This window comes from Arcticibacter sp. MXS-1 (assembly GCF_041902385.1).
In the GTDB taxonomy this organism is placed as follows: Bacteria; Bacteroidota; Bacteroidia; order Sphingobacteriales; family Sphingobacteriaceae; genus Arcticibacter.
Genome location: NZ_CP169244.1, coordinates 1,792,142 through 1,816,624 on the forward strand (window position 1 = coordinate 1,792,142; position 24,483 = coordinate 1,816,624).

Annotated in this window: 21 protein-coding genes; 8 read left to right on the top strand and 13 right to left on the bottom strand. The window is 48.1% G+C overall.

Translation table 11 applies throughout. The annotated features are described in order from the left end of the window. Window positions 1-28 precede the first annotated feature (28 nt). From sprA to ACES2C_RS07740, 6 genes are all read left to right on the top strand, one after another. Window positions 29-7,030: a cell surface protein SprA gene (gene sprA, locus ACES2C_RS07715; protein ID WP_374166399.1), complete on the top strand. Its 7,002-nt coding sequence runs from the start codon at window positions 29-31 to the stop codon at window positions 7,028-7,030. A 346-nt stretch (window positions 7,031-7,376) separates the two neighbouring features. Beyond that, a complete protein-coding gene (gene gcvH, locus ACES2C_RS07720; RefSeq protein WP_374166400.1) occupies window positions 7,377-7,757 on the top strand; it encodes a glycine cleavage system protein GcvH in 381 nt (126 codons plus the stop codon). Continuing rightward, window positions 7,757-8,152 carry a VanZ family protein gene (locus ACES2C_RS07725; protein ID WP_374166401.1) on the top strand — a complete coding sequence of 132 codons (396 nt, stop codon included), beginning with the start codon at window positions 7,757-7,759 and terminating at the stop codon, window positions 8,150-8,152. Before gcvH ends, ACES2C_RS07725 begins: the two co-directional genes overlap by 1 nt. A 197-nt stretch (window positions 8,153-8,349) precedes the next feature. Next, complete coding sequence (locus tag ACES2C_RS07730; protein WP_374166402.1) at window positions 8,350-8,568, top strand: ferrous iron transport protein A; 219 nt, start codon at window positions 8,350-8,352, stop codon at window positions 8,566-8,568. Window positions 8,569-8,571: 3 nt separating this feature from the next. Then, a complete protein-coding gene (gene feoB, locus ACES2C_RS07735) occupies window positions 8,572-10,689 on the top strand; it encodes a ferrous iron transport protein B (protein WP_374166403.1) in 2,118 nt (705 codons plus the stop codon). 12 nt (window positions 10,690-10,701) lie between these two features. Then, entirely contained in the window at window positions 10,702-11,319 is a 618-nt protein-coding gene (locus tag ACES2C_RS07740) for a sprT domain-containing protein (protein ID WP_374166404.1), read from the top strand. Here ACES2C_RS07740 and ACES2C_RS07745 read toward each other — a convergent pair. After that, a complete protein-coding gene (locus ACES2C_RS07745; RefSeq protein ID WP_374166405.1) occupies window positions 11,300-12,115 on the bottom strand; it encodes a hypothetical protein in 816 nt (271 codons plus the stop codon). The genes ACES2C_RS07740 and ACES2C_RS07745 overlap by 20 nt on opposite strands. A gap of 213 nt (window positions 12,116-12,328) precedes the next feature. On the opposite strand from ACES2C_RS07745, the gene ACES2C_RS07750 reads away from it, so the two are divergent. Together ACES2C_RS07750 and ACES2C_RS07755 are read left to right on the top strand one after the other, a co-directional pair. Further along, window positions 12,329-13,132 (top strand): DUF4198 domain-containing protein, encoded by an 804-nt coding sequence (locus ACES2C_RS07750; protein ID WP_374166406.1) that lies wholly within the window; start codon window positions 12,329-12,331, stop codon window positions 13,130-13,132. A gap of 33 nt (window positions 13,133-13,165) precedes the next feature. After that, a complete protein-coding gene (locus tag ACES2C_RS07755) occupies window positions 13,166-13,690 on the top strand; it encodes an OmpA family protein (protein ID WP_374166407.1) in 525 nt (174 codons plus the stop codon). Here ACES2C_RS07755 and ACES2C_RS07760 read toward each other — a convergent pair. The 12 genes from ACES2C_RS07760 to ACES2C_RS07815 form a co-directional block, all read right to left on the bottom strand. Continuing rightward, window positions 13,687-14,667 carry a lytic transglycosylase domain-containing protein gene (locus ACES2C_RS07760; RefSeq protein ID WP_374166408.1) on the bottom strand — a complete coding sequence of 327 codons (981 nt, stop codon included), beginning with the start codon at window positions 14,665-14,667 and terminating at the stop codon, window positions 13,687-13,689. The two genes, ACES2C_RS07755 and ACES2C_RS07760, sit on opposite strands and share 4 nt — an antisense overlap. Window positions 14,668-14,738: 71 nt before the next feature. Further along, the gene (locus ACES2C_RS07765; RefSeq protein WP_374166924.1) at window positions 14,739-15,449 is read right to left on the bottom strand and encodes an amidase family protein; all 711 of its coding nucleotides are present in this window, start codon (window positions 15,447-15,449) and stop codon (window positions 14,739-14,741) included. Beyond that, on the bottom strand, window positions 15,332-16,159 hold the full coding sequence (locus tag ACES2C_RS07770; protein ID WP_374166409.1) for an amidase: 828 nt from the start codon (window positions 16,157-16,159) through the stop codon (window positions 15,332-15,334). Before ACES2C_RS07770 ends, ACES2C_RS07765 begins: the two co-directional genes overlap by 118 nt. A gap of 104 nt (window positions 16,160-16,263) precedes the next feature. Next, window positions 16,264-16,449: a twin-arginine translocase TatA/TatE family subunit gene (locus ACES2C_RS07775; RefSeq protein ID WP_374166410.1), complete on the bottom strand. Its 186-nt coding sequence runs from the start codon at window positions 16,447-16,449 to the stop codon at window positions 16,264-16,266. 2 nt (window positions 16,450-16,451) lie between these two features. Then, entirely contained in the window at window positions 16,452-16,733 is a 282-nt protein-coding gene (tatA, locus tag ACES2C_RS07780) for a twin-arginine translocase TatA/TatE family subunit (protein WP_374166411.1), read from the bottom strand. Between the two features lie 78 nt (window positions 16,734-16,811). Next, complete coding sequence (locus ACES2C_RS07785) at window positions 16,812-17,942, bottom strand: murein hydrolase activator EnvC (RefSeq protein ID WP_374166412.1); 1,131 nt, start codon at window positions 17,940-17,942, stop codon at window positions 16,812-16,814. Between the two features lie 273 nt (window positions 17,943-18,215). After that, a complete protein-coding gene (locus ACES2C_RS07790) occupies window positions 18,216-19,013 on the bottom strand; it encodes a DUF4292 domain-containing protein (RefSeq protein ID WP_374166413.1) in 798 nt (265 codons plus the stop codon). Continuing rightward, the gene (locus ACES2C_RS07795; protein WP_374166414.1) at window positions 18,991-20,712 is read right to left on the bottom strand and encodes a tetratricopeptide repeat protein; all 1,722 of its coding nucleotides are present in this window, start codon (window positions 20,710-20,712) and stop codon (window positions 18,991-18,993) included. Before ACES2C_RS07795 ends, ACES2C_RS07790 begins: the two co-directional genes overlap by 23 nt. A 2-nt stretch (window positions 20,713-20,714) precedes the next feature. Continuing rightward, window positions 20,715-21,146 carry a dUTP diphosphatase gene (dut, locus tag ACES2C_RS07800; protein ID WP_374166925.1) on the bottom strand — a complete coding sequence of 144 codons (432 nt, stop codon included), beginning with the start codon at window positions 21,144-21,146 and terminating at the stop codon, window positions 20,715-20,717. A gap of 149 nt (window positions 21,147-21,295) precedes the next feature. Then, on the bottom strand, window positions 21,296-22,798 hold the full coding sequence (locus ACES2C_RS07805; protein ID WP_374166415.1) for a lipopolysaccharide biosynthesis protein: 1,503 nt from the start codon (window positions 22,796-22,798) through the stop codon (window positions 21,296-21,298). A gap of 13 nt (window positions 22,799-22,811) precedes the next feature. After that, window positions 22,812-23,114, bottom strand: coding sequence for an acylphosphatase (locus ACES2C_RS07810; RefSeq protein WP_374166416.1), 303 nt, complete (start codon window positions 23,112-23,114; stop codon window positions 22,812-22,814). A gap of 97 nt (window positions 23,115-23,211) precedes the next feature. Next, the gene (locus tag ACES2C_RS07815; protein WP_374166417.1) at window positions 23,212-24,393 is read right to left on the bottom strand and encodes an amidohydrolase family protein; all 1,182 of its coding nucleotides are present in this window, start codon (window positions 24,391-24,393) and stop codon (window positions 23,212-23,214) included. Window positions 24,394-24,483: the final 90 nt, after the last annotated feature.

Below are 24,483 nucleotides of genomic sequence, written 5' to 3' on the forward strand. Positions count from 1 at the left end.
AGTGACACAAATATCTACTTTAAAATTATTGACACTCTGCTGTTTCCTGACCATTCTGTTTCACGGAAAGGTGTCAGCGCAGAACACAAACGACAGCCTGAGGATTCCCTACCCACTGAAGGACAGCAAATCTCTGGATCTGCAGCAGGGAAGCGGAATGAACCTGCGGAGCCCATCGAATATTAAGAGGACCGTTGAGTTTGATCCGGCAAACCGGCGCTATATCATCCGCGAGAAGATTGGCGAACACCTGTACCGGCCTCCGCAGTATCTCACGATTGAAGAGTATGAACGATATGAAGCAGAGCGCATAAAGCGGGGATACTGGCGAGAGCTTGCCGATACTGCTACATCGCAGATGCGCCAGGATGGCTTTATTCCTTCTATCAAGGTAAATAGCAAAGTTTTTGAACGTATTTTTGGAGGATCTACCATTGATATCCGCCCGCAGGGCGCTGCAGATCTTACTCTGGCCGGTAAGATCAACAGAAATGAAAATCCCCTTTTTAACGAGCGTCAGCGGAAACAAACGAACTTCGACTTCGACCAGCGGATTCAGATGAATGTGGCGGGCCAGATCGGGAAGAACTTCAAGATCGGGACTAACTACAATACAGAAGCACAGTTTGATTTTGAAAATCAGATGAAGCTGGATTTTAAAGGACACCCCGACGATATCATTCAATCTGTGGAAGCAGGTAACGTGAGTCTTCCTTTAAACTCAACTCTTATCAGCGGAAGTCAGGCTCTTTTCGGTATCAAGACCAAACTCCAATTCGGGAAGCTGAATATGACAAGCGTCTTTTCTCAGCAGAAGTCGCAGCAGAAGGAGATCACCATTACGAATGGCTCTCAGCAAAACGAATTCCGGATCAGCGCCGATAATTACGAGGCGAATAAGCACTTTTTCCTGTCTCAGTTCTTTCGCAACCATTACAACGAGGCACTTCAAAGCCTTCCTGTCATTCGCTCGAACGTTACTATCACTCAGGTGGAAGTGTGGGTGACTAACAGAAGTAACAGTACGACCGATTCGCGGGACGTTCTGGGGCTTATGGACCTGGGCGAGTCGAATCCATACGATTCCCGTCAGCGAAGAACTGGCGGTTCTGTTGTTCCGGCGGCCGGGCCTGCTGGTGATCCTGCTTTTCCGCAACAGTCGAACAACTTGCTGCAGAACCTGCTGGCCTACTCGGGAAGTATCCGTCTGACCAACTCGAACGCCGTAAGCGAATATTTCCAGGGATACGGCGCAACTGATAATTATTCAAAGCTTACTTATGCACGTAAGCTAACCGACAGAGAATTCACACTTAACTCGCGCCTCGGTTATATTTCTCTCAACTTTGCGTTAAATGCCGATGAGGTTCTTGCCGTGGCTTTTCGCTACAACTACAATGGGGTGGAGTATCAGGTGGGTGAGTTTTCTACCGATATCCCGGTTGATCCTGCAAATCCCAAGATGCTTTTTGTAAAGCTATTGAAGAATGAGATGCTGAAGACCAACCTGCCTACCTGGGACCTGATGATGAAGAATATCTATTCTCTGGGCGCTTATCAGGTAGGAAGGAATGATTTTAGGCTGAACATTTACCGCCTGGACGAAAAGAGTGGCGTGGAAACTCCGACGATCGGTGAGGGGGTAAACACGAGTGGCAAGCGCTGGCTTCAGCTGACAAACCTCGACAACCTGAACCAGAACAACGAGAAAACACCTGACGGCTATTTCGACTTTATTGACGGTGTGACGATTGATCCTCTGAATGGAAGGATCACCTTCCCGCTTCTTGAACCCTTTGGTTCTGACCTCGCTGCTCAGTTTAGCCAGGGCGAGACCAATCTGCGTGAAAAGTACGTTTTTCAGCCCTTGTACGACCTGACCAAAGCGGATGCTCAGCAGCTCTATCAAAGCCTGAACAGGTATGTGATCAAGGGGACGTACCAGTCGGAGGTGGGTTCTGAGTTTCAGTTAAATGCCATCAATATTCCTCCCGGTTCGGTTCAGGTAACTGCCGGAACTCTTCCGCTGGTTGAAGGAACCGATTTTACTGTCGACTATAATATTGGACGGGTAAGGATTCTGAATCAGGCCTTGTTAAGTTCGGGGCAGCCCATCAGGATTAAGTTAGAGAATAGTGAACTGTTTGGACTTCAACAGCGTACCTTGTTCGGAACTCATCTCGACTACCGGGTGAATAACAAGCTGAACCTGGGCGGTACGATTATGAACCTCACCGAAAAGCCGTTGACTGCCAAGGTAAACATCGGGGAAGAACCTATATCAAATACGATGTGGGGGCTTGATGCTACCTATAGTTCTGACTCCCGCTGGCTAACGCGTCTGGTAGATAAAATCCCGTTCATTGAAACAAAAGAGCCGTCGTCAATCGCTTTTTCAGGCGAGTTTGCTAATCTGATACCGGGTCACCCTCGTTCTTTGAACTTTGCGGGAAGCAAGAACGGGGTGAGCTATATTGATGATTTCGAGGGAAGCCGGTCGGTGATCGACTTGAAGAGCGCGATCGGATGGCAGCTTTCGGGTACACCCAATACCGTGAACCGTTTGTTCCCAGAGTCGGAGCTCACCAACGACCTGGAGTACGGATATAACAGGGCACGACTTGCCTTCTATAACATAGATCCTATTTTTTTCAGGAGAGTAGGAAATACAGATGCCCCGGCCAATATCAGAAATAATATTGCTGAACAGTCTAATCATTTGGTTCGTGAAGTATTAGAGCAGGAGGTTTTTCCGTTTAAACAGTCAATAACCGGCCAGCCGCTCACCCTGCCTACTTTAGACCTTGCTTTTTACCCTAACGTTAGAGGGCCATACAACTACAGCACCACTGGCATCAATTCAGATGGTACGCTGGCCAATCCCCGCAGCCGCTGGGGTGGAATTTTCAGGAAGCTGGAAACAACCGACTTTGAAGCGCTGAACGTTGGTTTCATTGAGTTCTGGGTGATGGATCCTTTTATCTACAAGCAGAATGCTGCAGGCGGCGACTTGTACTTCAACCTGGGCAATATCTCGGAAGATGTGTTGAAGGACGGAAGAAAATCGCTGGAGAACGGCTTACCAGCAGATGGCGACGTGAGCCGTACTGACGAAACTGCATGGGGAAGAGTTCCGAAGCTCCAGCCTGTTGTGCAGGCCTTCGACAACAATCCGCAGTCGCGTCAGTTTCAGGATGTGGGTCTGGACGGCCTGTCGAATAACGATGAGCGTCAGTTCTTCTCGGGTTTTGTTAATCAGGTAAAGCCGCGCTTAAATCCAGCGGCAGCAGACGAACTTTCTAACGACCCTTCATCAGACGACTACCGTTACTTTAGAGGCGGAGATATAGAGAAGGGAAACCCTGGAATTCTGAAGCGCTATGAGCGTTACAACGGTACGGAGGGTAATTCAAAAACGTCTGCTCAATCGCTCGCTGAAACGGGCCTTGAAAACTCAGCGGCTACATCGATGCCTGACGGGGAGGATGTGAACCGGGATAACAACATGTCGCTGACCGACGAGTTTTTTGAATACAAAGTGTCTATCCGGCCTCAGGATATGGTGGTAGGGCAGAATTTTATAGCCGACAAGGTGACCAGCACGGTCAAGCTGGCTAATGGCAGCAATGCTCCCGTGTCGTGGTACCAGTTCAGAATTCCGATTTCTCAGTTCGGGGGAAAGGTGGGTAACATCCAGGATTTTAAATCAATCCGCTTTATCAGGATGTTCATGACCAACTTTGCTGATACTACTGTTTTGAGAATGGGGCGTTTACAGCTTGTACGCGGCGAGTGGCGGCAATATAATGCGTCTAATGCATCATCCGACGTGATTGCAGATCCTGCGCTGGGTACAAGTGCCCCTGATAACTCTACTATCGACGTAAGCACGGTTAATATTGAGGAAAATGGGAAAAGAACGCCGATTCCGTATGTGGTTCCTCCGGGTATCCAGAGGGAGCGCGACCTGAGCAACTACCGTGGTGAGACGCAGATGAACGAGCAGTCGCTGGCCTTGACTGTGTCTAACCTGAGAGACGGCTATACAAGAGCGGCATTCAGAAATACGTTCAACGATTTTCGTTCTTATAAGCAGCTGGAGATGTTTATCCACGCTGAAGGCGACCAGCTAAGGGACCGCGATATTTCGGCGACACTCCGCCTCGGATCGGATAACAGAGATAACTACTATGAGTATGTGGTCCCGCTGGCTATCACGAGTCCCGGCACTTCTGATCCGAATTCGATCTGGCCTGAGAAAAACCGCATGGTGCTTGAACTTAAGAAACTTCAGGCGGCGAAGGCAGCACGTAACGAGGCCAACTGGCCCGAAAATAAGCCCTTCTATTACCGTGATGGTGATAACATGATTGTGGTAATGGGGCAGCCTGATTTGAGCAAGGTCAGGGTTTATATGCTGGGGGTAAGGAACCCCCTGCGTAATTCTTCGGCGCCTGCAGGAGACGACGGCCTTGATAAGACGGCTCAGGTGTGGTTTAACGAGCTGCGCCTGACAGAGTTCGACGAAAGGGGCGGCTGGGCCGCTACCGGCAGGATGAATGCGAAACTGGCTGACTTTGCAGATGTGACCGTGTCTGGAAGTAAAAGTACGATAGGCTTCGGTTCTATCGACAAGCGGGTGAGTGAACGGAACCGGACAGACGACCGCTTTTTTGACCTGTCATCCAATATTGAGCTTGGCAAGTTCTTCCCCGAAAGGACCGGTGTGAAAATTCCGATGTTCATTAATTTCTCTACGCAGAGGAGTATTCCGCAGTTCGATCCTAGATCTCCGGACCTGGAGCTCGTCAACGCCTTAACTAATATGTCTGATGCTAAAAAGGACTCGATTCATCGCATTGTGGATGACTACACTCAGCGCAGAGGGATCAACTTCACAAATGTGAGAAAGCTGCGTACTGACCCTTCTGCGAAGAGTCACCTCTGGGATATTGAGAACTTCAGTGCCAGCTATGCCTATACGGAGTACAATCATCGCGACTTCATCAATGAGATGTCGCTCCAGAAGACATACAGGGCCGGGCTCGCCTATAACTATAATGCGACGCCGAAGAACTATGCACCTTTTGCAAAGATCATCAAGAGTAACACGCTGGCATTGCTGCGCGACTTCAACTTCAATCTGATGCCTTCGGTGATCAACTTCCGGATTGATGTAGACCGCCTGTACTCTGAGAATACGCTACGGGATAATAATAGTCCGGAGAATGTCCTGAGGACTACCTTTAACAAGAATTTCCAGATCAGTCGTCTTTACGGGATCAGCTGGAACCTGACTAAGTCTGTGCAGCTTGACTTTAATGCGACTAACTATGGCATAATTGATGAACCGCAGGGAAGGATCAACGGACTGAAGCGGGATACGGTGTGGGAAAACCTGAAAAAGCTTGGCCGGACCACCGACTATAGCCACAATCTGAATGTGAACTATACGGTGCCGGTAAATAAGATCCCAGGCTTTGGCTGGACGAACCTGGTGGCGCGCTATGGTACTACCTTCAACTGGAAGACCGAGCCACTGGCTACACTCAATGATCCTACTATTAATCTGGGTAATACGATTCAGAACTCACGTACTATTCAGTTGAATCCGACTTTAAACTTTACGTCGCTTTATAACAAGATTGGCTTCCTGCGCCGGTCTGCGGGTCAGGATGGCGGATCGTTCTTTATCGGTGCGCTGACCAGTATTAAGAACGTGTCAGGAGCTTATACCCGTACGGAAGGTACGTATTTGCCAGGCTACCTTCCGAAGACAAACCTGTTTGGTTATGATTTCGATGCCGACGCTCCTGGCCTGGGATTTATATTCGGAAGCCAGAAGGATATCAGGCTGAAAGCGATCCAGCAGGGTTGGATCAGTCGCGATACCCTGCAGAATCAGTTGTACGTGACCAGCAAAAAAGAGGATTTGAATTTCAGGGGTACCATAGAGCCGTTCAAGGATTTCAGGATCGAGCTGACAGCAATAAAGAGCCAGAGCTTTAACTACTCCACGAACTTCAAATTCAATGCTCAGCTTAATGATTTCGAGAATCAGAGTCCCGTTACTACGGGGGATTTCAGCATCTCTTACTTCGCCCTGAAGACAGCGTTTAAGGATGGCGGCGACGGGAAGTCGAACTTGTTCAGACAGTTTGAACGTAACAGGCAGATCGTATCGGCCCGCCTGGGCGCTGCTAACCCGAACTCAACGGGTACTGAAAGCGGATTTGCCGAAGGATATGGCAAGAACTCGCAGGAGGTAGTGATCAATTCATTCATCGCTGCTTACACCGGGAAAGATCCGAACAGCATGAGCCTGCACCGGTTCCCCAAGATTCCGGTTCCGAACTGGCGTGTGACCTACAATGGTCTTACGAAGTACGACTTTTTCAGCAATCTGTTTGCTTCGTTCGACCTGAGTCATACTTACCGCTCCACGTATAGCGTAAACGGTTTCAATTCTCTTGCGAGGTACAGGGAGACGGGGGGCTACTCGAGTGTGAAGGATGTGAACGGAAACTTCCTGCCGAGGTACCAGTTCTCGCAGGTCACCTTGCTTGAGCAGTTCGTTCCTTTCCTTGGGGTAGACTTCAGGCTGAAGAATAATGTGAGTGCAAATTTTGAGTACCGTAAAACAAGAGCCCTGAGTCTGAGTCTGGCAAACAGTCAGCTTGCGCAGCAGAATGAGAACGGCCTGGTGTTCGGCCTGGGGTATCGGACCAATCAGTTCCGCTTCCCCTTCGGTATGTTCCAGGGACGTAAGCTGAACAACGATCTGAACTTCAAGCTGGATCTTGCCATTGACGACAGAAAGACGGTGATCTACCGGGCGGATGTTGATAATGCGGAAGTCTCTTCAGGTGCGAAGAACATCACTCTTCGTCCGTCGATAGATTACATTCTCAATCAAAGGATGAATCTGCGGCTGTTCTATGACGGGAACATCACCAAGCCATACACTTCTCAAACGTTTAATACTTCGTACAGTAACTTCGGAATTAACCTGAGGTTTATGATACAGTAGGAGTTGTAAGTTGTAAGTTATAAGTTGTGGGTTGTAAGCTATAAGTGGTAAGTTTTTGGGTGGCGAGTTGAAAAATGTAAGTATTAAGATCTGAGTATCAAGACGTGGTGCCTGATGGCGTCTTGATGTTTTCCTTTGGGGTGCGTGCAATAAGAACTGTGTCATCAGCGCCCAAGGCAGATTGATGGAGGCAAACGAACGGTGTGGTGAGTCGACAAGGGTGCTGCCACTAATGTCTTATGTCACTTATCGCCTATAACGCATAAGCCGCAACCCACAACCCAATACTTACAACTTACCACTTAAAACTTACTACTTATTGTTATTTTTGAAAACAAAAAATATCATGAATTTTCCCCCCAGTTTAAAGTACACAAAAGATCACGAGTGGATTCGGGTAGAAGGCGACGTTGCTTACGTAGGTATCACTGAATTTGCTCAGAGAGAGCTAGGAGACATTGTTTACATCGATATCAATACGGTAGGCGAGGAAGTTTCGCAGAACGAGGTATTCGGTACTGTTGAAGCGGTTAAAACGGTTTCAGATCTGTTTATGCCTGTTACGGCTACAGTTCTTGAAGTGAACGCGCAGCTTGACGCATCTCCTGAACTGGTTAATCAGGACCCTTACGGTGAGGGCTGGATGGTGAAAGTGTCACTCGCTTCAGCCTCAGACATTGATTCCTTGCTTTCTGCAGATGAGTACAAAACACAGGTAGGCTTCTAATGACAAACATATTGAAGTACCAGTATCCCGCCATTCTGTGGGGGATACTGGTACTTGTTCTTTGCGACATCCCTATGGGAGATCCTTCCGGAGGATCTATGTTTTTCGAGGGCTTTGATAAGCTCGTTCATCTCGGCTTCTTCTTTGTACTAACCGTTTTCCTCCTTTTTGGCAAATTAAGGCAACAAAGAGGTGCTTCACTTCGTATACCCTACATTCTGAAAGTCCTGCTCGTATCGGTAGCTTTCGGTGGTCTCATAGAATTGTTACAATGGAAGGTGTTTACCTACCGTTCAGCTGATTGGTGGGACTTCTTCTGCGATGCTGCCGGTGTTTGCATGGCCGTTTTCAGTTACATCTTTCTACATAGAACAGGGTATGAAAAGTCTATCTAAAATTCTCATTCTCAGCGTTGCTGTATTTGGTTTGAGTTCCTGCGGGATCTTTAAGAAAAAGTGTAATTGTCCCCATTTCTACGGGCAGGGGAAGGTAATCTCCGTGCAGCCAAAAATGAGATAAAGAATACACTTTTATCTTCAGATCTTATTTGGATTTATTTCAAATAAGTTATATTTGTGAAGTTTAATTAATCATGAAGCTATCACAACTACGTCCGGGTCAGACAGGAGTTATTAAAGAGTTTACCGATCTTGAGATGTCAATCAAGTTAATGGAGATGGGATGTCTTCCAGGTGAATCGATTGTAGTAGAGCGTTTCGCTCCGCTTGGAGACCCTATGGCTATCACTGTTGCCGGTTATCAGTTGAGCCTTCGTAAACATGAAGCTTCGACGATAATATTGCAAAGGTGATAAGTGAACGGTGATCTGAAAATTGCTCTTGTAGGAAATCCTAATACTGGAAAATCTACTCTCTTTAACGTATTAACCGGCTTAAACCAGAAAGTGGGGAACTTTCCGGGTGTGACCGTGGATAAGAAGACCGGAAGCTGCCGGCTTCCCAACGGAAAGAACGCCCTGGTGATCGACCTGCCGGGAACCTATAGCCTCTATCCCAAAAGCAAAGATGAAATAATAGTTTTTGAAGTTCTGGCGGACCAGAGGAATCCTGTTCACCCTGATCTTGTGGTCATGGTAGCCGATGCTTCTAACTTAAAGCGCAACCTGCTTTTGTATACGCAGGTGGCGGATATGAAAATCCCTGTGATTATCGCCCTGAACATGATGGACCAGGCGCGCAGGTCGGGCATCTCTATTGACGTGGATGCCCTGTCGGCTAAGCTGGGCGTGCAGGTGGTGCCGATCTCAGCCCGGCAGGGGGAGAACGTGGCGGCCCTGAAAGAGGCTATTTCTTATGCTTCCGCGATTCCGGTGCAAAATGATACCATCGAAGTTGAGGCGATAGCTCCGGATTTGATCTGCAAGATCCAGGATGAGCTGCAGATCGACAAACCCTATACTGCTCTGCAGTTTGCTCATCAGCATGAGAACCTGCGTTTTTTGACGCCGGCCCAGAGTGACCGGATCGAGGAAATTGAACAGGAGTTTTCTTTCCATTCCCAGAAAGCACAGGCCTCCGAAACAATTGCACGATATCAGTATATTAACGAGCTCCTTTCGGACACGATGAGGGTGCTTCCTTCGGCAGAAAAAGAAATTCCGAGTAACAGGATCGATAAGGTGATCACCCATCGGGTATGGGGCTTTATCATATTTTTCGTGCTGTTGTTCCTTATTTTTCAATCGATTTTCGCCTGGTCTGAGTATCCGATGTCTCTCATTGAAGAGCTGTTTGTATGGATTACGGCGATGGCCCACCGAATACTTCCGGCCGGGATTCTCACCGACCTGCTCACAGACGGGATACTGGCCGGTTTGAGCGGGGTACTCGTGTTTATCCCCCAGATCGCTATTCTTTTCGGTTTCATATCTATTCTGGAGGATACCGGCTATATGGCCCGCATCACCTTTATGATGGATAAGATCATGCGGCGTGTAGGGCTGAACGGAAAGTCGGTTGTGCCGATGATCGGGGGACTGGCCTGCGCCGTTCCTTCCATTATGAGCACTCGCAATATTGAGAACTGGAAGGACCGGATGATCACGATCATGGTCACGCCGCTGGTGAGCTGTTCTGCGCGGCTTCCCATTTACACGGTCTTGATCTCGCTTGTGGTGCCCGACAGGAAGGTTGCCGGATTTCTGAATATGCAGGGCCTTGCCCTGATGGGAATGTATGTGATCAGCATCGTTGCGGCTGTACTGGTTGCCTGGGTGATGAAGTATCTATTCAAGGCCAGGGAAAAGGGATATTTTATTATGGAGCTGCCGGTGTACAGGATGCCGAGATGGGATAACGTACTCCTCACCATGTATGAAAAGGTAAAGACGTTCGTTTTTGAAGCGGGAAAGGTGATCATTGCCATCTCTGTGATCCTGTGGGTCCTTGCCACCTATGGCCCTCCTTCAAAGCGGGCAGAGGTGGAACGGCGGTACCAGTCGCCAGAGTACATTGCACGGTTTTCTTCTCCCTCGGAACTGGAGCTCCATCATTCCTCTGAATTGCTTGAGACATCTTACGCGGGAATGATTGGAAAGGCGATCGAGCCGGCTATCAAACCGCTCGGCTACGACTGGAAAATCGGTATTGCCCTCATTACTTCTTTTGCAGCAAGGGAAGTGTTCGTTGGAACTATGGCTACGATCTACAGCGTTAGCAATGATGAACAGCATGTTTCGTCAGTGACCACAAAAATGAAGGAAGCACGGCATCCTGATACAGGCCTGCCTGTTTTTACGGTAGCCTCGGCTTTTTCTCTTATGATCTTCTACGCCTTTGCCATGCAGTGTATGAGCACATTGGCTGTGGTGTATCGTGAAACGAAAAGCTGGAAATGGCCTCTCATTCAGTTTGCCTATATGACCGGGCTCGCTTATCTTGCCAGTCTTCTTGTATATAATCTTTTAAAATAGGAAGCGATCGTTGTGGACAAGATTGCAGTTCTTTCGCGTTATCTGCCTGCTGATGCTGCCCCGGTTATCGCCCGGTGGATCGATTACTTTAAATGTGAGTTTAAAATATCGAGGGGCCGGAATACCAAGTTCGGCGACTACCGGCCGCCTCAGCACGGGCATGGTCACCGTATTTCCGTTAATCATGATTTAAACCCTTACGCATTTCTTGTTACTTCCGTGCACGAGTTTGCGCACCTGCAGACCTGGAATGAACACAAGGGCAGCGTTAAGCCGCACGGGCAGGAATGGAAGCAGAACTTTAAGAAGATGATGCGGCCTTTTTTTGAAAAATCGGTTTTCCCGGAGGAGCTCACGATGGCTATTCGTAACTATCTGGAGAACCCCGCGGCGTCGAGCTGCAGCGATATCGACCTTTTCAGAGCCTTGAAGAAGTACGACAGGAGCAGCGGCATGGTGATGGTAGAGTCGTTGCCGCTCCACGCCCTTTTCGGACTGAAAGACGGGCGTGTCTTCCGCAAGGGTACCCTGCGGCGGAAGCGGTTTTCGTGTACAGAGGTAGCGACAGAGCGGATTTATCTTTTCAGTCCGATGGCAGAAGTCCTCCCTGTCACGGCAGAACAGGCTTAAGTGTTCCTTCTTTATATACTGCCTCGTTATCGGCTGTGACGTTCCATTTAATATGGAGGCTGGCGCCCTGGTACTTCATCGGGTTGCTCGCCAGCTCCCTGATGAACTCGTCTTCCTTGTCTGCCCGGATCACTGCCCGGTAAGCGTTAAAGCGCTCCCTTGTCAGTACGATGTATCGTGCACGGGGATATTCGGTAACGCTTTCAAAGACGAGGTCAAATTCGCCTTTTTGACTGACTGCGTCTTCAAGACGTGGGAGGTCCTGGTCTGCAGCTTTTCTCCCGCCACCCCTGTATGGCTGAAATCTGGCTTGTTCCAGCTCAGTCTCGCTGCTGCCCTTTTTTATAAAGCCGTTAAACAGCACCGAGTTGCGGTAGTAAAGTTTGACCAATGAGGCGGCCGGTGCTGCAGCTGGTCCGCTGGTACGTTCACTGTAGAGCACTACTTTTCCGTCCTTTAGGTAATAGCGTTTTTCGCTGTCGCCCGACTCTCCGGCACTCCCTCTTTCAACGTAGAGGACAGGGGCGTTATCTTTGCTGTACCGTGCTACGCTGAAGGAATAGTCGCCCCGTTCGTAGACGAGGCTTTGCTGTTTCGTAAACTGAGCGAGGTTTGCGTCTATCGAGTCCCCATAGGCTGTGATATGCTCTTCAGTAAGTGCGCGGCTATCGTTGTCTGCCATTGCTGCCTGCGGATGGTCGAATTGCAACTTGTCGCATGAGATCACGAAGGCGATTACAGCGGCCAGGATGCCGAGGACAATGATCGTGCTGCGTATGTTCCGTTTAGGTGCCATACTTTCAAAATGCAGGAATGATGCCATTTTCTCTCACGCTGATTACCCCCCTAATTGGGCAATACGTGCTGAGTGGTTTTGAGACAATGTGTATCTTTATCCGGACGGTAGTAAAGTATGCTGGTTAAGCTGAGTGTAATTTGTTTATCACTCATTTAAAAAAGTGGGCGATTAAGTTTTGCCGCCCTTTAAAACTTTGTAAGTTTGAGCGTAATGAAGACAATTCGCAAGTTCTGGTATTCCTTCTTTTTGATTTTAGCATGTTCCCTTGGCCGCGTCTCGGCGCAGAGTTACTATTTGCTGCCCGAAAGCTTCTTCCCCGAACGGGGTCAAGAGTTTAAAATGAGCATGTTCTCTGAAAAAGGCTTTGATTCCAGGAAGGCGAAGAGCATTCCTGCTTCGCAGTTCAGGAATGCAATGATGTACTCCGGAGGAAAGCCGGTGAACCTGCTGCCCGAAGGTGCTAGGAGTGCCGGCCCGGAGCTTGCCGTTAAGCCCGAGGACCAGGGCCTATGTCTTGTTTCTGCGAGGAAAGATCTGCTGATCGATGCACTGGACAGGGAAGAAGTGATCAGGCAGTTGTCGGATGAGGGGTTTAACACGCTCGCCGAGAAGGCCGGAGACAAAGAGGAAATGGCTCTCAATAATATACTTTATGCAAAGGCGCTGGTAATGAATGGTAAAGCGTCGGGAAAGTGTTACGAGGAGAATACCGGGCAGGATCTTGAGATCCTTTTGATGCAGAATCCCTATAAGCTTAAGTATGGAGAGGATATCACGGTGCAGATCCTCTTTAAAGGCAAGCCTTTGACCAAGGCCAGAGCAGAAGTATATACGCGAACGATCAACGGATCAGTGATTCCCTCGGAAAGTTCCAGTGATAGCGAAGGCAAGGTTTACATCAAGCTGAACCGCGCGGGCGACTGGATGTTGAAAGTGACCCATATAGAGCCGTCCGAAAAGGATGGCGAATATACCCGCTGGTGTTCGTCTTACACCTTCGGATTCCGTCAGTAGTACACCTTTCTATTTTAGCATAGTACCTAACAGATGAAAAATCGTATTTATCTATCTTTTGTATTCGTTTTCCTTGTTTTGACTGCCTGTAAAAGTCGCAAGCCTGCTGCAGCAAGCGATCCTAAAAATGGTCAGGGCATAGATGTTACCATGTATGACGCGTACCGGAACAAGCTGCCGGGTACACAGGTTGAGCGCGTTAATAAAGGAGTAAGGGTGACGTTCGACTCTAATATTCTTTTCCCGACCAATTCGTCCTACCTGACCGATCAAGCGAAAGAAGACATTAAGGGCCTCGTTGATGAAATCAAAAAACAAGGCCCTGTAAAGATTGTGATAGAAGGTCATACTGATAAGACAGGCACCCCTGAGTACAATAAGTGGCTTTCCGACAAGCGGGCAGTATCTGTGAAAAACCTCGTTGTGAGCCTCGGGCTTCCTGCAGAGAGTATCCAGACAAAGGGATACGGAGATACTAAACCGGTTGCTGACAATAAGACGCCGGAAGGCCGTGCTAAAAACAGAAGAGTTGAGCTTCTGATCACGCCGGCAGCCTAATTTTCACCTGCTGAGCCACTCGCTGTATTTATTGCTGCATTTTGTTCGTTGTTCCTGCTCCTTGTGAGAAGCTGACGGAGGCTGGTATAAGCGTAGGGCGCCTTCTGAGGCAGTACAAGGGTTCCCGGTTTTTCGGGGCTTGCATTGATAAAATAATCTTTAAAGGATGGATTTAGTGCAGATAGCAGGCTTAGACTGATACCTGTTGCCTTTGAAACTTCTTTCAGCGATACTGCACTTGTAAGCGGAATTGCGTCTGTATTTTCGGGTAATCCTGATTCGGATGGTACGATACGCAGCTGCCTGCTGTTGTTCATAATGTACACAGTGGCAATGAATGCAGGTACGTAGTTCCGGGTTTCTTCCGGGAGGAATTCTCTGATAGACCAGAAGTCCTTTTTACCGCCGGCTTTTTCAATGGCCCATCTGATGTTGTTCCGTCCGCAATTGTAGGAAGCAATGGCTAGGAGCCAGTCGTCATACATGAAATAGGAATCTAACAGGTAACTGGCAGCCGCATTGCAGGCTTTGACCGGGTCTTTACGGTCGTCCTGCTCATCGTTTATCGTCAGCCCATAGATCTTACCTGTTTCATACATAAACTGCCATAATCCTGTTGCTCCTACCCGCGATACGGCGTGCGGGTTGAGAGATGATTCGATTACCGAGATATACTTAAGTTCTTCAGGTACATTTCTTTCACGAAAGATCTTCTCGTATATGGGGAAGTAATATTTTGAGAGGCCAAGTACCTTTGAGAAACGTGCCTTCTGCGTACCTGTATATACATTAATGAACCTTTGGACGTAGGAGTTGTAGGTTAGAGGCACCTTGTTTTCGAGGGCCTGGAGCGACTGCATAAAGCTGAATGAGTCAATACGGGCGCTCATGCCGGTGTTTGCTGTGCTTGTTCTTGTAAAGAGAATCGTCAATAAAGGAAAAAGGCAAAGTGCTTTAATGAACATGCTTTTTTTCATGGTACTGTTTTTTTGCCAGAGGCGTTTTTACAAATAGACTTTCTCCCTTATACTTGAAAAAACGAACATAGTTACATTTCCATGAATTCTTTTGAAAAGGCAAGCAGCTCAGCTTCTCCGAACCGTTTGCCGATGAGCTGAATTCCAAGCGGAAGTCCTTCTTTTGTTTCAGCTGCCGGTAAGGAAATAGCCGGAATGCCCGCGAGTGATGCTTGCACGGTAAAGATGTCTGCAAGATACATCACCACCGGATCGTCAGTTTTTTCACCCAGTTTGAAAGCAGGACCGGGGGAAGTAGGAAGTAGAATGAAGTCATGTTCTTTCAGAATTTCCTCTGTCTTTTCCCTTATCAGTCTCCGTACGCGCTGGGCTTTGGCGTAATAGGCGTCGTAATACCCTGCGCTGAGCACAAAGGTTCCCAGCATGATCCGTCGCTTTACTTCTGTTCCGAATCCTTCAGAACGGGATTTCTTGTAAGTGGACTCCAGGTCACTGGCGTTCTTGCTGCGATATCCGTAATGTACACCGTCGTACCGTGCCAGGTTAGAGGACGACTCAGCCATCGTGAGGATATAGTAGGTGGGGACCACATAATCAAGGTAGGGGAAGGAGACAGCTTCTACCAAATGGCCTTCCTTTTCGAGCTGGCTGATCGACCGTTCCATCATGCTGCGGACCTCCGGGTCGAGCCCTTCGCTATGGAGCGTCTCAGGCAGATAAGCGATCCTTTTTTTCCTCCCCTGGCGAGCAGCTGCGAGTAGCCGGGAACAGGAACTGTGGATGCGGTGCTGTCGTACTCGTCGGCGCCTGCAATTACTTCGAGGATGAGGGCTGCATCTTCTATGCTCTTTGTGATAGGCCCAACCTGGTCGAAAGATGAGGCATAGGCGACTATGCCATGCCGGGAGACCCGTCCGTAGGTAGGCTTAAGCCCCACAACGCCGCAAAAGGCTGCTGGCTGCCGAACAGAGCCGCCCGTATCAGTGCCAAGCGTAGCCATGCAAAGACCGGCTTGTACGGCCACTGCAGAGCCGCCCGACGAGCCTCCGGAGACCCTGGTTTGATCTGCAAAGTTTCGGACCGGTCCAAACCATGAATTCTCGTTTGATCCGCCCATGGCGAACTCATCGCAGTTCAGGCGTCCGATAATGATTGCATCTGCCTCTATGAGGCGTTCAACTACTGTGGAGGAAAAGATGGATGTATACTCACTCAGGATATGAGAGCCGGCGGCCACTTTGTGGTCTTTATAGCAGATCAAGTCTTTAATTCCAATGATCAGACCAGCGAGCTTTCCCGCTTTGCCCGATCTCAGTCTGACTTGCACCTCTGCGGCGCGGCTCAGCGCCTCATCCTCAAAGACCTCTACAAATGCGTTCAGATGTTTGTATTCGTCAATACGACTGATGTACTGTCGCGTTAGCTGGGGCAGATCGATATTTCCTTTTCTGACGTCGTTTTGTAAAGCAATAAGTGATGAGTATGAATCCATGCTGTGAAAATAAGGATTTCTGATAAACTGAAAAACCCCATCAGCCTGTTTGCAGCTATGGGGTTCCCATTAATATGTTATCCTGTAATAATAATGCCTATGTCTTACCCGCGGCGTTCTTCCTTGTAGGAATCTCCGTCTTTGGCATCCTTGAATTCTTTTACGCCCCGGCCCAGCCCCCGCATTAATTCCGGAATCTTCCGGCCGCCAAATAACAACAGGATCACTGCCAGAATGATCAGTATTTCCGGAGCTCCCAGTCCCGCTATCAATAAGATTGAATTTAACATAGTTAAGAGTTTATTTGAGATTGTTCAGTATCCTTTTGTGTTGTTTGTGCGGTAGCAGGCTTGCTGTCCAGATCTACATCGAGATCTTCCTGAACAGAGTTAATGTTGCGGTGGATTTCACGTTTAACTCCTTCGGAGGCGTCCTTGAATTCCCTGATCCCTTTTCCAAGTCCGCGTGCCAGTTCTGGAAGCTTCTTGCCTCCGAAGAGTAACAGGATGGCAAACATGATCACCATGAGCTCCGGTGTGCCTATCCCGGCGAATAATAATATAGTAGTCAGCATCTTTGCTTGTTTTATTAGTGCAAATATAGAGTTTTTATAACGGCAACAATCTAATATTATTGTAACTAAATCAGTTATTTAGTTGGCCAGCCATCCTTCCGGATTCTGTGGTGCAGCCCCTTTCCGCACCTCAAAGTGAAGCTGGGTGGTGCCGTCTACCGGATCGGTAATCACTGTCCCGATCGATTGTTTCAAGCTTACCTTTTCTCCCTTGGATACGCTTACCGTGCGAAGGTTCGAGTAGACAGTGAAGTATTCGCCGTGCCGGATAAGTACCGCATATTGACCTCCGATATTGTAAACTGATCGTACTTCGCCCGAAAAGACTGCTCTGACAGTAGCGCCTTCGCTGGTTTTGATGTCGATGCCATTGTTTTCGACAGTGACGTTCACCCCATATCCATGATTTCCAAAGCGTTCCACTATGGTTCCTACTGCTACAGGCCAGGGCAGCTTTCCGCGATTACTTAAAAAGTCGGACGAAAGCTTTGCCGATTCCGGAGTTGCTGCAAGGACGCTCGAGCCTCTGGCCACCGGCTTGGCATCTGTGCCGGTCCTTGCCGCTGCTGCTCTTGCTGCTGCTTCCGCTCTTCGCCGTTCTTCCTCGATTTCCCGGTTGATCGCCGTTTGGATGGCCCGGTTTAAGCGTGCAACTTCTTTTTGTTTTTGTAACAGCTCTTGTCTCAGCTGTTTCTCCTGCTTGCTCAGACGGCTTAGCTGTACCGACTGATCGTTCTTTTCCTTGCCCAGTGTCTTTTTCTCGTTCTCCTGGTCGCTCAGCAGCCCGCTTTTCTCGCGCTTGTTATGGTCAAGCTCCACGATCTTTACACCTAATGCTTTTTGCGTGTGTTCGATGTAATGAGCTTGCTTTTGCCTGTAATCTCCGAATTGCTGCAAATATTTGAGTCGCTTGTACGCTTGGTTGAAATCTTTTGCTGCGAAAATAAACATCAGCTTACTATAGGCGCTTTGGTTGCGGAAAGCAAACAGCACCATGGCGGCATACTCTTTTTTAAGTTTGCTGAGCTGGCTCTGGAGTGACCTGACAGTGTTTGTGTTTTCGTAGATCTGATTATCGAGAAGGCGTATCTCCGAATTGATGGTTCTTATCTTTTCTTCTCTTAGCCGGATCTGCGCATTTAAAGCATTGATCTGCTTTAGTGACAAGCGTTTCGAGCTCGCTACTTTCCGCTGCGAATTTCTCAGCATTTCGATCTCGTGTGTGAGGGCTTCTTTGCGCCGCTTCAGCTCCGAGCTACTCTGGGAAAAGGCGCTGCCGGCACATAAGAGAAATAAAAAACACAAAAACAGCCTTATCAAACTCATGGCCACAAACTTAGGGAAAAAATAGGTTAAGTGCAGAATTACCTTGTCAGTTCTCGGCTGGAACGGCCGCGCATGCGGGTAAGTCGCCGATAGGGACTGGTGTCTCAGTCACAGATTGAACATATGCGACAGATGAAGAGCCGGAGAGGATCAACACTACTGAACTGTGAACTTTTTAGGAACACTGAAGGGAAACTCCAGATTCTCATTCAGACTGATGGAGCTATATTTTAATTCAATCTCTACCGGCTTATTCTGAGCGGACGAGACCAGTCTGATCTCGGCGGGTACTTTTATGCCTGATATGTTCTGGAAGCCACCGTATGTAGCTACTACTGTTTGATTTGTGGCAGCATCCTTCATATTGGTTTCGAGGAGCTTGTTCTCGTTGTTAAATAGCAGGGAGAAAAGAAGGCCCTTCATCTTTCCGCTTAATTTAGTCTGCTCTCCAAGGGTTTGTGCCTCGGCGTCAGCGTTTAAGGTCCCCGGGACGGGATTCCCAACCAGAATTGCCTGAAGGCTGGCGAAGCTGATCTGCTTGTTTGCAAATCGGTGAACATAATTGAAAGGCCGCGCCAGATAGATGCCCTGAAGGCGGTTCAGTACTTTTAAGCTATCGGGAGTGATCAGCGCTCGGGCTACCTCAATCCCGGCAAAGGCGGTTACCGATACCCAGATCACTTCGTCCTTCTTTACGCGGATGTTCATGTTCACATCATTGTCGTTATTCCCAATACTGAGGTTCGCTTTTGCTTTTCCGGAGAAAGTCTTAAAGTCGGCGAGATGGGCCGACACATTTCGGATAATAGCTTCCGTGGCAGCACTCGTTTCTTTTACTGCTGGCGCATTTACAGGAGGGGTAGCTGCTGGTCTCGCTTCTTTTCTCGCTTTACAACCGAACAGGGTTAATGCGAGGAGTACCGGAAGAATATTATTCAAAAAACTGCTTTTCATTGATCTTCTTTTCTAGTGTTTCTGATTTAACGCCTTTGTCCCGTGCTATTTGCCACTGTTCAACAGCCGATTCCTTTTCGCCGAGGTGGTACAGAATATCGCCATAGTGCTCATATTGCACGGCGCTGTTGCTATTGCTTTTGATCGCCTTTTCTATCCATGTGCGTGCCTGAGCAAACTTCTTCAGCCTGAACAAGACCCAGGCATAGGTGTCTTCAAAAGAGGCGTTACCGGGCTTCAGTTCGTTGGAACGGCGCGAAAGCTCTGCCGCTTTTTCAAGCTTTTCTCCTCTTAACGACAAAAAATAGGCGTAATTGTTAAGGGTGTAAACATTATCCGCATTTAACTTGAGTGAAGCTTCGAAGGCCTCGTCTGATTCCTTAAACCTTTTAAGGCTATTCAGGGAGCTGCCCAGGCTAGAATAGATGTCTGATTCACTTACCCACTTTTTAGGATTAAGGCTCAGGGCATTCTTGTACGCGTTGACTGCTTTCTCGTGCCGGCCGCTCTGCGCGTAGGCCGTCCCGGTAAAGAAATACAGGTCCGGCTCATGCGGGAAGATGTTGAGGGCTGCCTCGCCATCCTGAACGGCGGCTTCAAACTCGCTTTGCGCTATTTCTATCTGCAATAACTGCGCCCATATCAGGTAGACTTTATTGTTGAGGGCCAGAGCTTTCTTATAGGCATTCTTTGCTGCCTCCAGCTGCTGTGCCTGGAACAGGACGTCGCCATACAGGGCCTGCGCTTTTGGCTCCAGTGCATGTGTTTGCGCCGTTACTTCTGCCAGACCCAAGGCCCCCTGCATGATTTCCGGGTCCTTTAATTTTCCAAAATAGGAGAGGATGATTTGTACCTTGATATCGATAGGCAGGGCTTTGTCAGCAAAGGCTAGTTTTATCTCTTCAAAAGCTTGTGACGTTTTTTCCCGCGCCTGATAAATATCAGACAGCAGGAGGTGAACAAATGAGTTATCCGGCTGGCTTTTCCGGGCCTTTTTTAAAAGTTGCAGCGCCTTGTCGTGCTTGTTCGTTTTGATGTAAAGTTCAGCCAGGTTGAGGTAGTGATTGATATTGGATGGATCGTCTTTCAGCGCCGCCTGAAGGCGTCGGATGGTGACCCGGGGGTCTTCTTTTAAGAGCGCAAGCTTTTGTCGTGCTTCTTCCAGTTCATTGCCGCCACCGAACCGGTCCTCGATCTCTTTGTAAACTGATTCTGACTCTTTAGTCCGGCTGAGAAGAAAGAGTGCATTCGCTTTGTCGAAATAGTAATTTCTTTCGTCAGGTTCAATCCGTATGAGCTCGTTGAACACTTCAACCAGCTGATCAAGAGCGTTCTTTTTCTTATAGATTTCAGTAAGCAGAAGCCAGTACCACTTGTTGTCAGGGTTGACCGTTACTGCACGCCTGGCACAGTCTTCGGCTTGTTCCTCGTTGTTTTGCGCATGGTAAATAGCGCTCAGCTCAAAGAGGGCGGCATCGTTCTGCGGGTCGGCTTCGATGATCTTTTTAAAAAGAGTGGCCGCCTGCCCGTATCTGCCAGCGGTTTTTTGTTGTAATGCATTGAAAAAGTCCCGTTTTATCTGGGTGCTGTCGGCCGTGCTGAGCGGTTTTCCGGTAACGATAAAAAACTTGTCGTTTTCCTGCGCCGTCGCTCCTGCAGTAACTCCAATCAATAATAAAACGAGGATCTTCTTTAGCATTTTTATAGTCCTGTATGTCCGTAGCCTCCGCTGCCTCTTACGGTCTCGTTCAGAGTTTCAACAATTTGCCACTCGGCTTGTTCATGCCTGGCGATAATCATCTGCGCGATCCGGTCGCCGTTCCTCACCACGAATTCGTTTTCGGAGAGATTGATGAGCAGAACCTTAATCTCACCGCGGTAGTCAGCATCGACCGTCCCCGGAGAATTTAGTACCGTAATACCATTCTTTAACGCTAATCCGCTTCTTGGTCGTATCTGGGCTTCAAATCCTTCAGGCAGCTCAATGAACAAGCCCGTTGAGATGAGTATGCGCTGAAGGGGCTTAATGGTCAGCTCCTCCGATATGTTTGCCCTGATATCCATGCCAGCGGAATGAATGGTTTCGTAAGCAGGAAGAGTGTTATTTGATTTGTTAATGACTTTGATATGCATTTTGTTTAACAGTTTTTTCCCGAAATCTATTTGTGTTATTGACATCATTAATTGCTTTTTGATCGTCAAATAGGTGGCCTTGCTAATTGAGACCACTAAAAACGTTCAGTTAACTTTCATCCGCGTTTTGATGACAGCTCATGAATGTTTTATCCCCGTCTGAACAGCGTCGTCAATTCTTTCCTCTCTTTGAAGAATGTTGCCGTTGCAAAAATGACCAGAAGAATATTTCCCGCGATCAGGTTCCGGTTGAAGACCTTAAAAGAGAGCACGACGATAATAATTGCTGACGCAAGGTAAAGGAGCGCTTTTTTCAAGTCGTAGGGGATAGGATAGTTTTTCTGACCGAGAAAGTAAGAAAGGATCATCATGGTGGCATAAGCAGTGAGTGAGATCCAGGCTGAGGCTACATAGCTATATAGAGGGATGAATATGATGTTGAGAATGATGGTGAGTATGGCTCCGACTCCTGATATATACAGACCATATTTTGTCTGGTCTGAAAGTTTGTACCAAATGGAAAGGTTCATATAGATGCCCAGACTGACGTAGCCAAAGAGTAATATTGGAACAACTTCCAGTCCCGACCAGTAAAGCGCGCGTTGCGCGGCGTCGTGTCCCCTGATAAAGTATTTAAGGATCTCTATGTTGGCAACAAGCCCGACGAAGATCAGGGAAATAGCGATGATGAAGTAGTTCATGATCCGGGCGTAGACCTCTCCGGAGTTCTTATTTTTGGCGTAGCTGAAGAAAAAGGGCTCGGCTCCGAGGCGGAACGCCTGTATGAATATGCTGAGGAAGATGGCGATCTTGCAGCAGGCGCCGTATATACCAACTTGTTGCGTACTGATATCGCCAGGAAGGAGCTTTTCGAGGAAGAGCTTATCGGAATTCTCATTGATAATAAATGACAAGTTGGCTATGAGGACCGGAAAGCTATAGGCAAACATCTCTTTTACCAGGCGGGTATCAATTTCGAGTGTAAGCTGGAAAAGCTCGGGCAGAAGCAACAGGAGCGTGATGCCACTGGCGATAAAATTAGAGATAAAGACATAACCGACCCAGGCCGGCCTGAACCATGACTGGAAAAATGAGGCGAGGGGCCAGTCGTGACTGATGACCATGGGAACGACAAACAGAAAGAAAAGGTTGAGGCCGACAAAGCAGAACACATTGATGAGCTTTAGCATGCCGTACTTCATCGGTCGGCCGTTGGCCCTTAATTTGGCAAATGGAATGACGGCAATCGAATCGACACAGAGAATGCCGATAAACAGCTTGATGAACAGCTCATAATCGGCGAGACTGGCTACGCTCTCGCGGTGCATCCATACAGCGATCCCATGTGCCCCCGAAAGCGAGAATATAGCAAAAAGCGCGGTCACTGTAGCCACGGTGAAAAAGGTATTGCTGTATACCTTTGCCTGATTATTGTATTTGTTGAGGAAGCGGAAAAAGGTAGTTTCCATTCCGAAAGACAGCACGGCATTGAGAATGGAGGCCCAGCTGTACAGGGTGGTGAAGATCCCGTATACTTTAGCAGGATAAAGACCTACATAAATGGGAGTAAGAATGAAGTTTAAAAAGCGCGAGATGACCGTGCTTATTCCATATATCGCCGTTTGTCCGGCAAATTTCCTTAAAGTCGACAATTTGTAAGAAGATTTACAGGAGCGGGTTTTCTTCTGTGCCCGCGATCCTTTTGACCACTTCAAAATTACGATAGTTTTTGAGTTCGCCTTCACTTACCCCCACTTTTTCAACTATCGCTTTTTCCGGGCCTTCGTGGCACCATTGCAGGAAGCTGTCTAAAGAGAAATCGTCGCCTTCAGCTTCTATATATACCGTCCCGTCCGGCCTGTTCAGGATAATGCCCTTTACCGACAGCTGATCGGCCACGGCTTTTGTGGCAGCTCTGAACGATACCCGCTGCACTTTGCCACTAATGGTTATAGATAAATGTTTCACTTGAGTTGTTTTCTGCACGCTTCTGCTATTCCTCACCGGCTTGCCCTTGCCGGGGGCGTTATAAATTGCAAAAATAACAGTTTGAATGGTATTCTGCCTAGGCTAGTTTTTTCACTGATGAGGAGGCCGTTAATTCCAGGCCGCGTGTATTACTAATCAGGTTAATGCCGGCCTTCTTGCCCTTCTCAAGGCTGCCGAATCGATCTGCTACCTCCAGGAACCGGGCCCCATTCAGGGTTGCCCACTTTATTGTGTCAGTGAGTTTCAGAGATGGAAAGGCAGCGTGGATTGCCTTGAGTTCGGATAAAATACAGAGCTTGTCGTTGGAAGCAAGGCTGTCTGTTCCTAGCGTAATATTGAAGTCGTCCAGCAGGAACATGTCGATCTTCGGCAGCCTGTTCTCGATATACAGGTTTGCGTTTGGGCAAAAGCAGAAGCTGGCATCCCTTTCAGATCGCTTGATGAAATAGAGGTCTTTAGTGCTGGTATAGGTGTTGTGGACGAGTAATAGTTTTTGTCGTTCGGGCATCAGCGGGATGAAGCTCTGGACGGAATTTCGGGCCTGAGCTTTAAAGAAGTCGATGTTGATGTGCAGGTCCTTGTAGAAATCTACAAATCCTCCCGTCTTGTATCTGAAGAGCTTGTTCTCTTCCTCACTTTCCTGATTGTGGATGGAGAGGATGCTTCCCGTCTCCCAGCAGAACTTGCTCATGTACCGGAATAGTTCTCTTGATACAGAATAGGGGGCATGAGGGACAACAGAGGCCTTCAACGGCTGAAAAGCCTGGAAAAGTTCTGTTCCGGCACGAAAAACATCTTTAGCTTTTTCCGGCTCGAAGCTTAGTATCTCGATAAAGGTGTGGTAATAGAGGGAGCTCTCCTGCTTAATCGATTTGGAAGCTATGACGTTTGAAATATCACCTACTGCAACTATGCCATTTTCGTACATCTGACGGTCGGCGCGTTTCATCGCCTCTGTATCATTTTCCGGCTTTTCGCCATGCCGGCGTGCGCCAATTACTTCTTTGATAAATCCAATTAAGCCTGTTCCTTTCTTTATCTTGCCATGAAGGGCGGCAAGTTCAAGATGGCAATGGCAGTTAACAAAACCGGGGACAATAATGCCTTCAAATCTCTGTATCTCTTTTCCGTTCAGTTGCGGGTCTCCCTCCCGAAAAACGTCAAGAATTGCCCCATTCCCGTCAACTGCGATGGTTCCGTTTTTGAAAGGTTCATTTGTTACAGGCAGTATATAATCTGCAGAATAGTACTTTACCATATTTTAGTTTCCTAAACATCACGATCCCTTGCACGCCACTTTAAGAGTTTTAATTCTGTCGAAACAACTTTCGCGTTTCTTTGTTTGCTC

Excerpts from the sequence above, each read along its gene's own strand:
- gcvH (WP_374166400.1), top strand. The coding sequence starts at position 7,377 with ATGAATTTTCCCCCCAGTTTAAAGTACACAAAAGATCACGAGTGGATT.
- ACES2C_RS07725 (WP_374166401.1), top strand. The coding sequence starts at position 7,757 with ATGACAAACATATTGAAGTACCAGTATCCCGCCATTCTGTGGGGGATA.
- ACES2C_RS07730 (WP_374166402.1), top strand. The coding sequence starts at position 8,350 with ATGAAGCTATCACAACTACGTCCGGGTCAGACAGGAGTTATTAAAGAG.
- ACES2C_RS07745 (WP_374166405.1), bottom strand. The coding sequence starts at position 12,115 with ATGGCACCTAAACGGAACATACGCAGCACGATCATTGTCCTCGGCATC.
- ACES2C_RS07750 (WP_374166406.1), top strand. The coding sequence starts at position 12,329 with ATGAAGACAATTCGCAAGTTCTGGTATTCCTTCTTTTTGATTTTAGCA.
- ACES2C_RS07755 (WP_374166407.1), top strand. The coding sequence starts at position 13,166 with ATGAAAAATCGTATTTATCTATCTTTTGTATTCGTTTTCCTTGTTTTG.
- ACES2C_RS07760 (WP_374166408.1), bottom strand. The coding sequence starts at position 14,667 with ATGAAAAAAAGCATGTTCATTAAAGCACTTTGCCTTTTTCCTTTATTG.
- ACES2C_RS07770 (WP_374166409.1), bottom strand. The coding sequence starts at position 16,159 with ATGGATTCATACTCATCACTTATTGCTTTACAAAACGACGTCAGAAAA.
- ACES2C_RS07775 (WP_374166410.1), bottom strand. The coding sequence starts at position 16,449 with ATGTTAAATTCAATCTTATTGATAGCGGGACTGGGAGCTCCGGAAATA.
- tatA (WP_374166411.1), bottom strand. The coding sequence starts at position 16,733 with ATGCTGACTACTATATTATTATTCGCCGGGATAGGCACACCGGAGCTC.
- ACES2C_RS07785 (WP_374166412.1), bottom strand. The coding sequence starts at position 17,942 with ATGCTGAGAAATTCGCAGCGGAAAGTAGCGAGCTCGAAACGCTTGTCA.
- ACES2C_RS07790 (WP_374166413.1), bottom strand. The coding sequence starts at position 19,013 with ATGAAAAGCAGTTTTTTGAATAATATTCTTCCGGTACTCCTCGCATTA.
- ACES2C_RS07795 (WP_374166414.1), bottom strand. The coding sequence starts at position 20,712 with ATGCTAAAGAAGATCCTCGTTTTATTATTGATTGGAGTTACTGCAGGA.
- dut (WP_374166925.1), bottom strand. The coding sequence starts at position 21,146 with ATGCATATCAAAGTCATTAACAAATCAAATAACACTCTTCCTGCTTAC.
- ACES2C_RS07815 (WP_374166417.1), bottom strand. The coding sequence starts at position 24,393 with ATGGTAAAGTACTATTCTGCAGATTATATACTGCCTGTAACAAATGAA.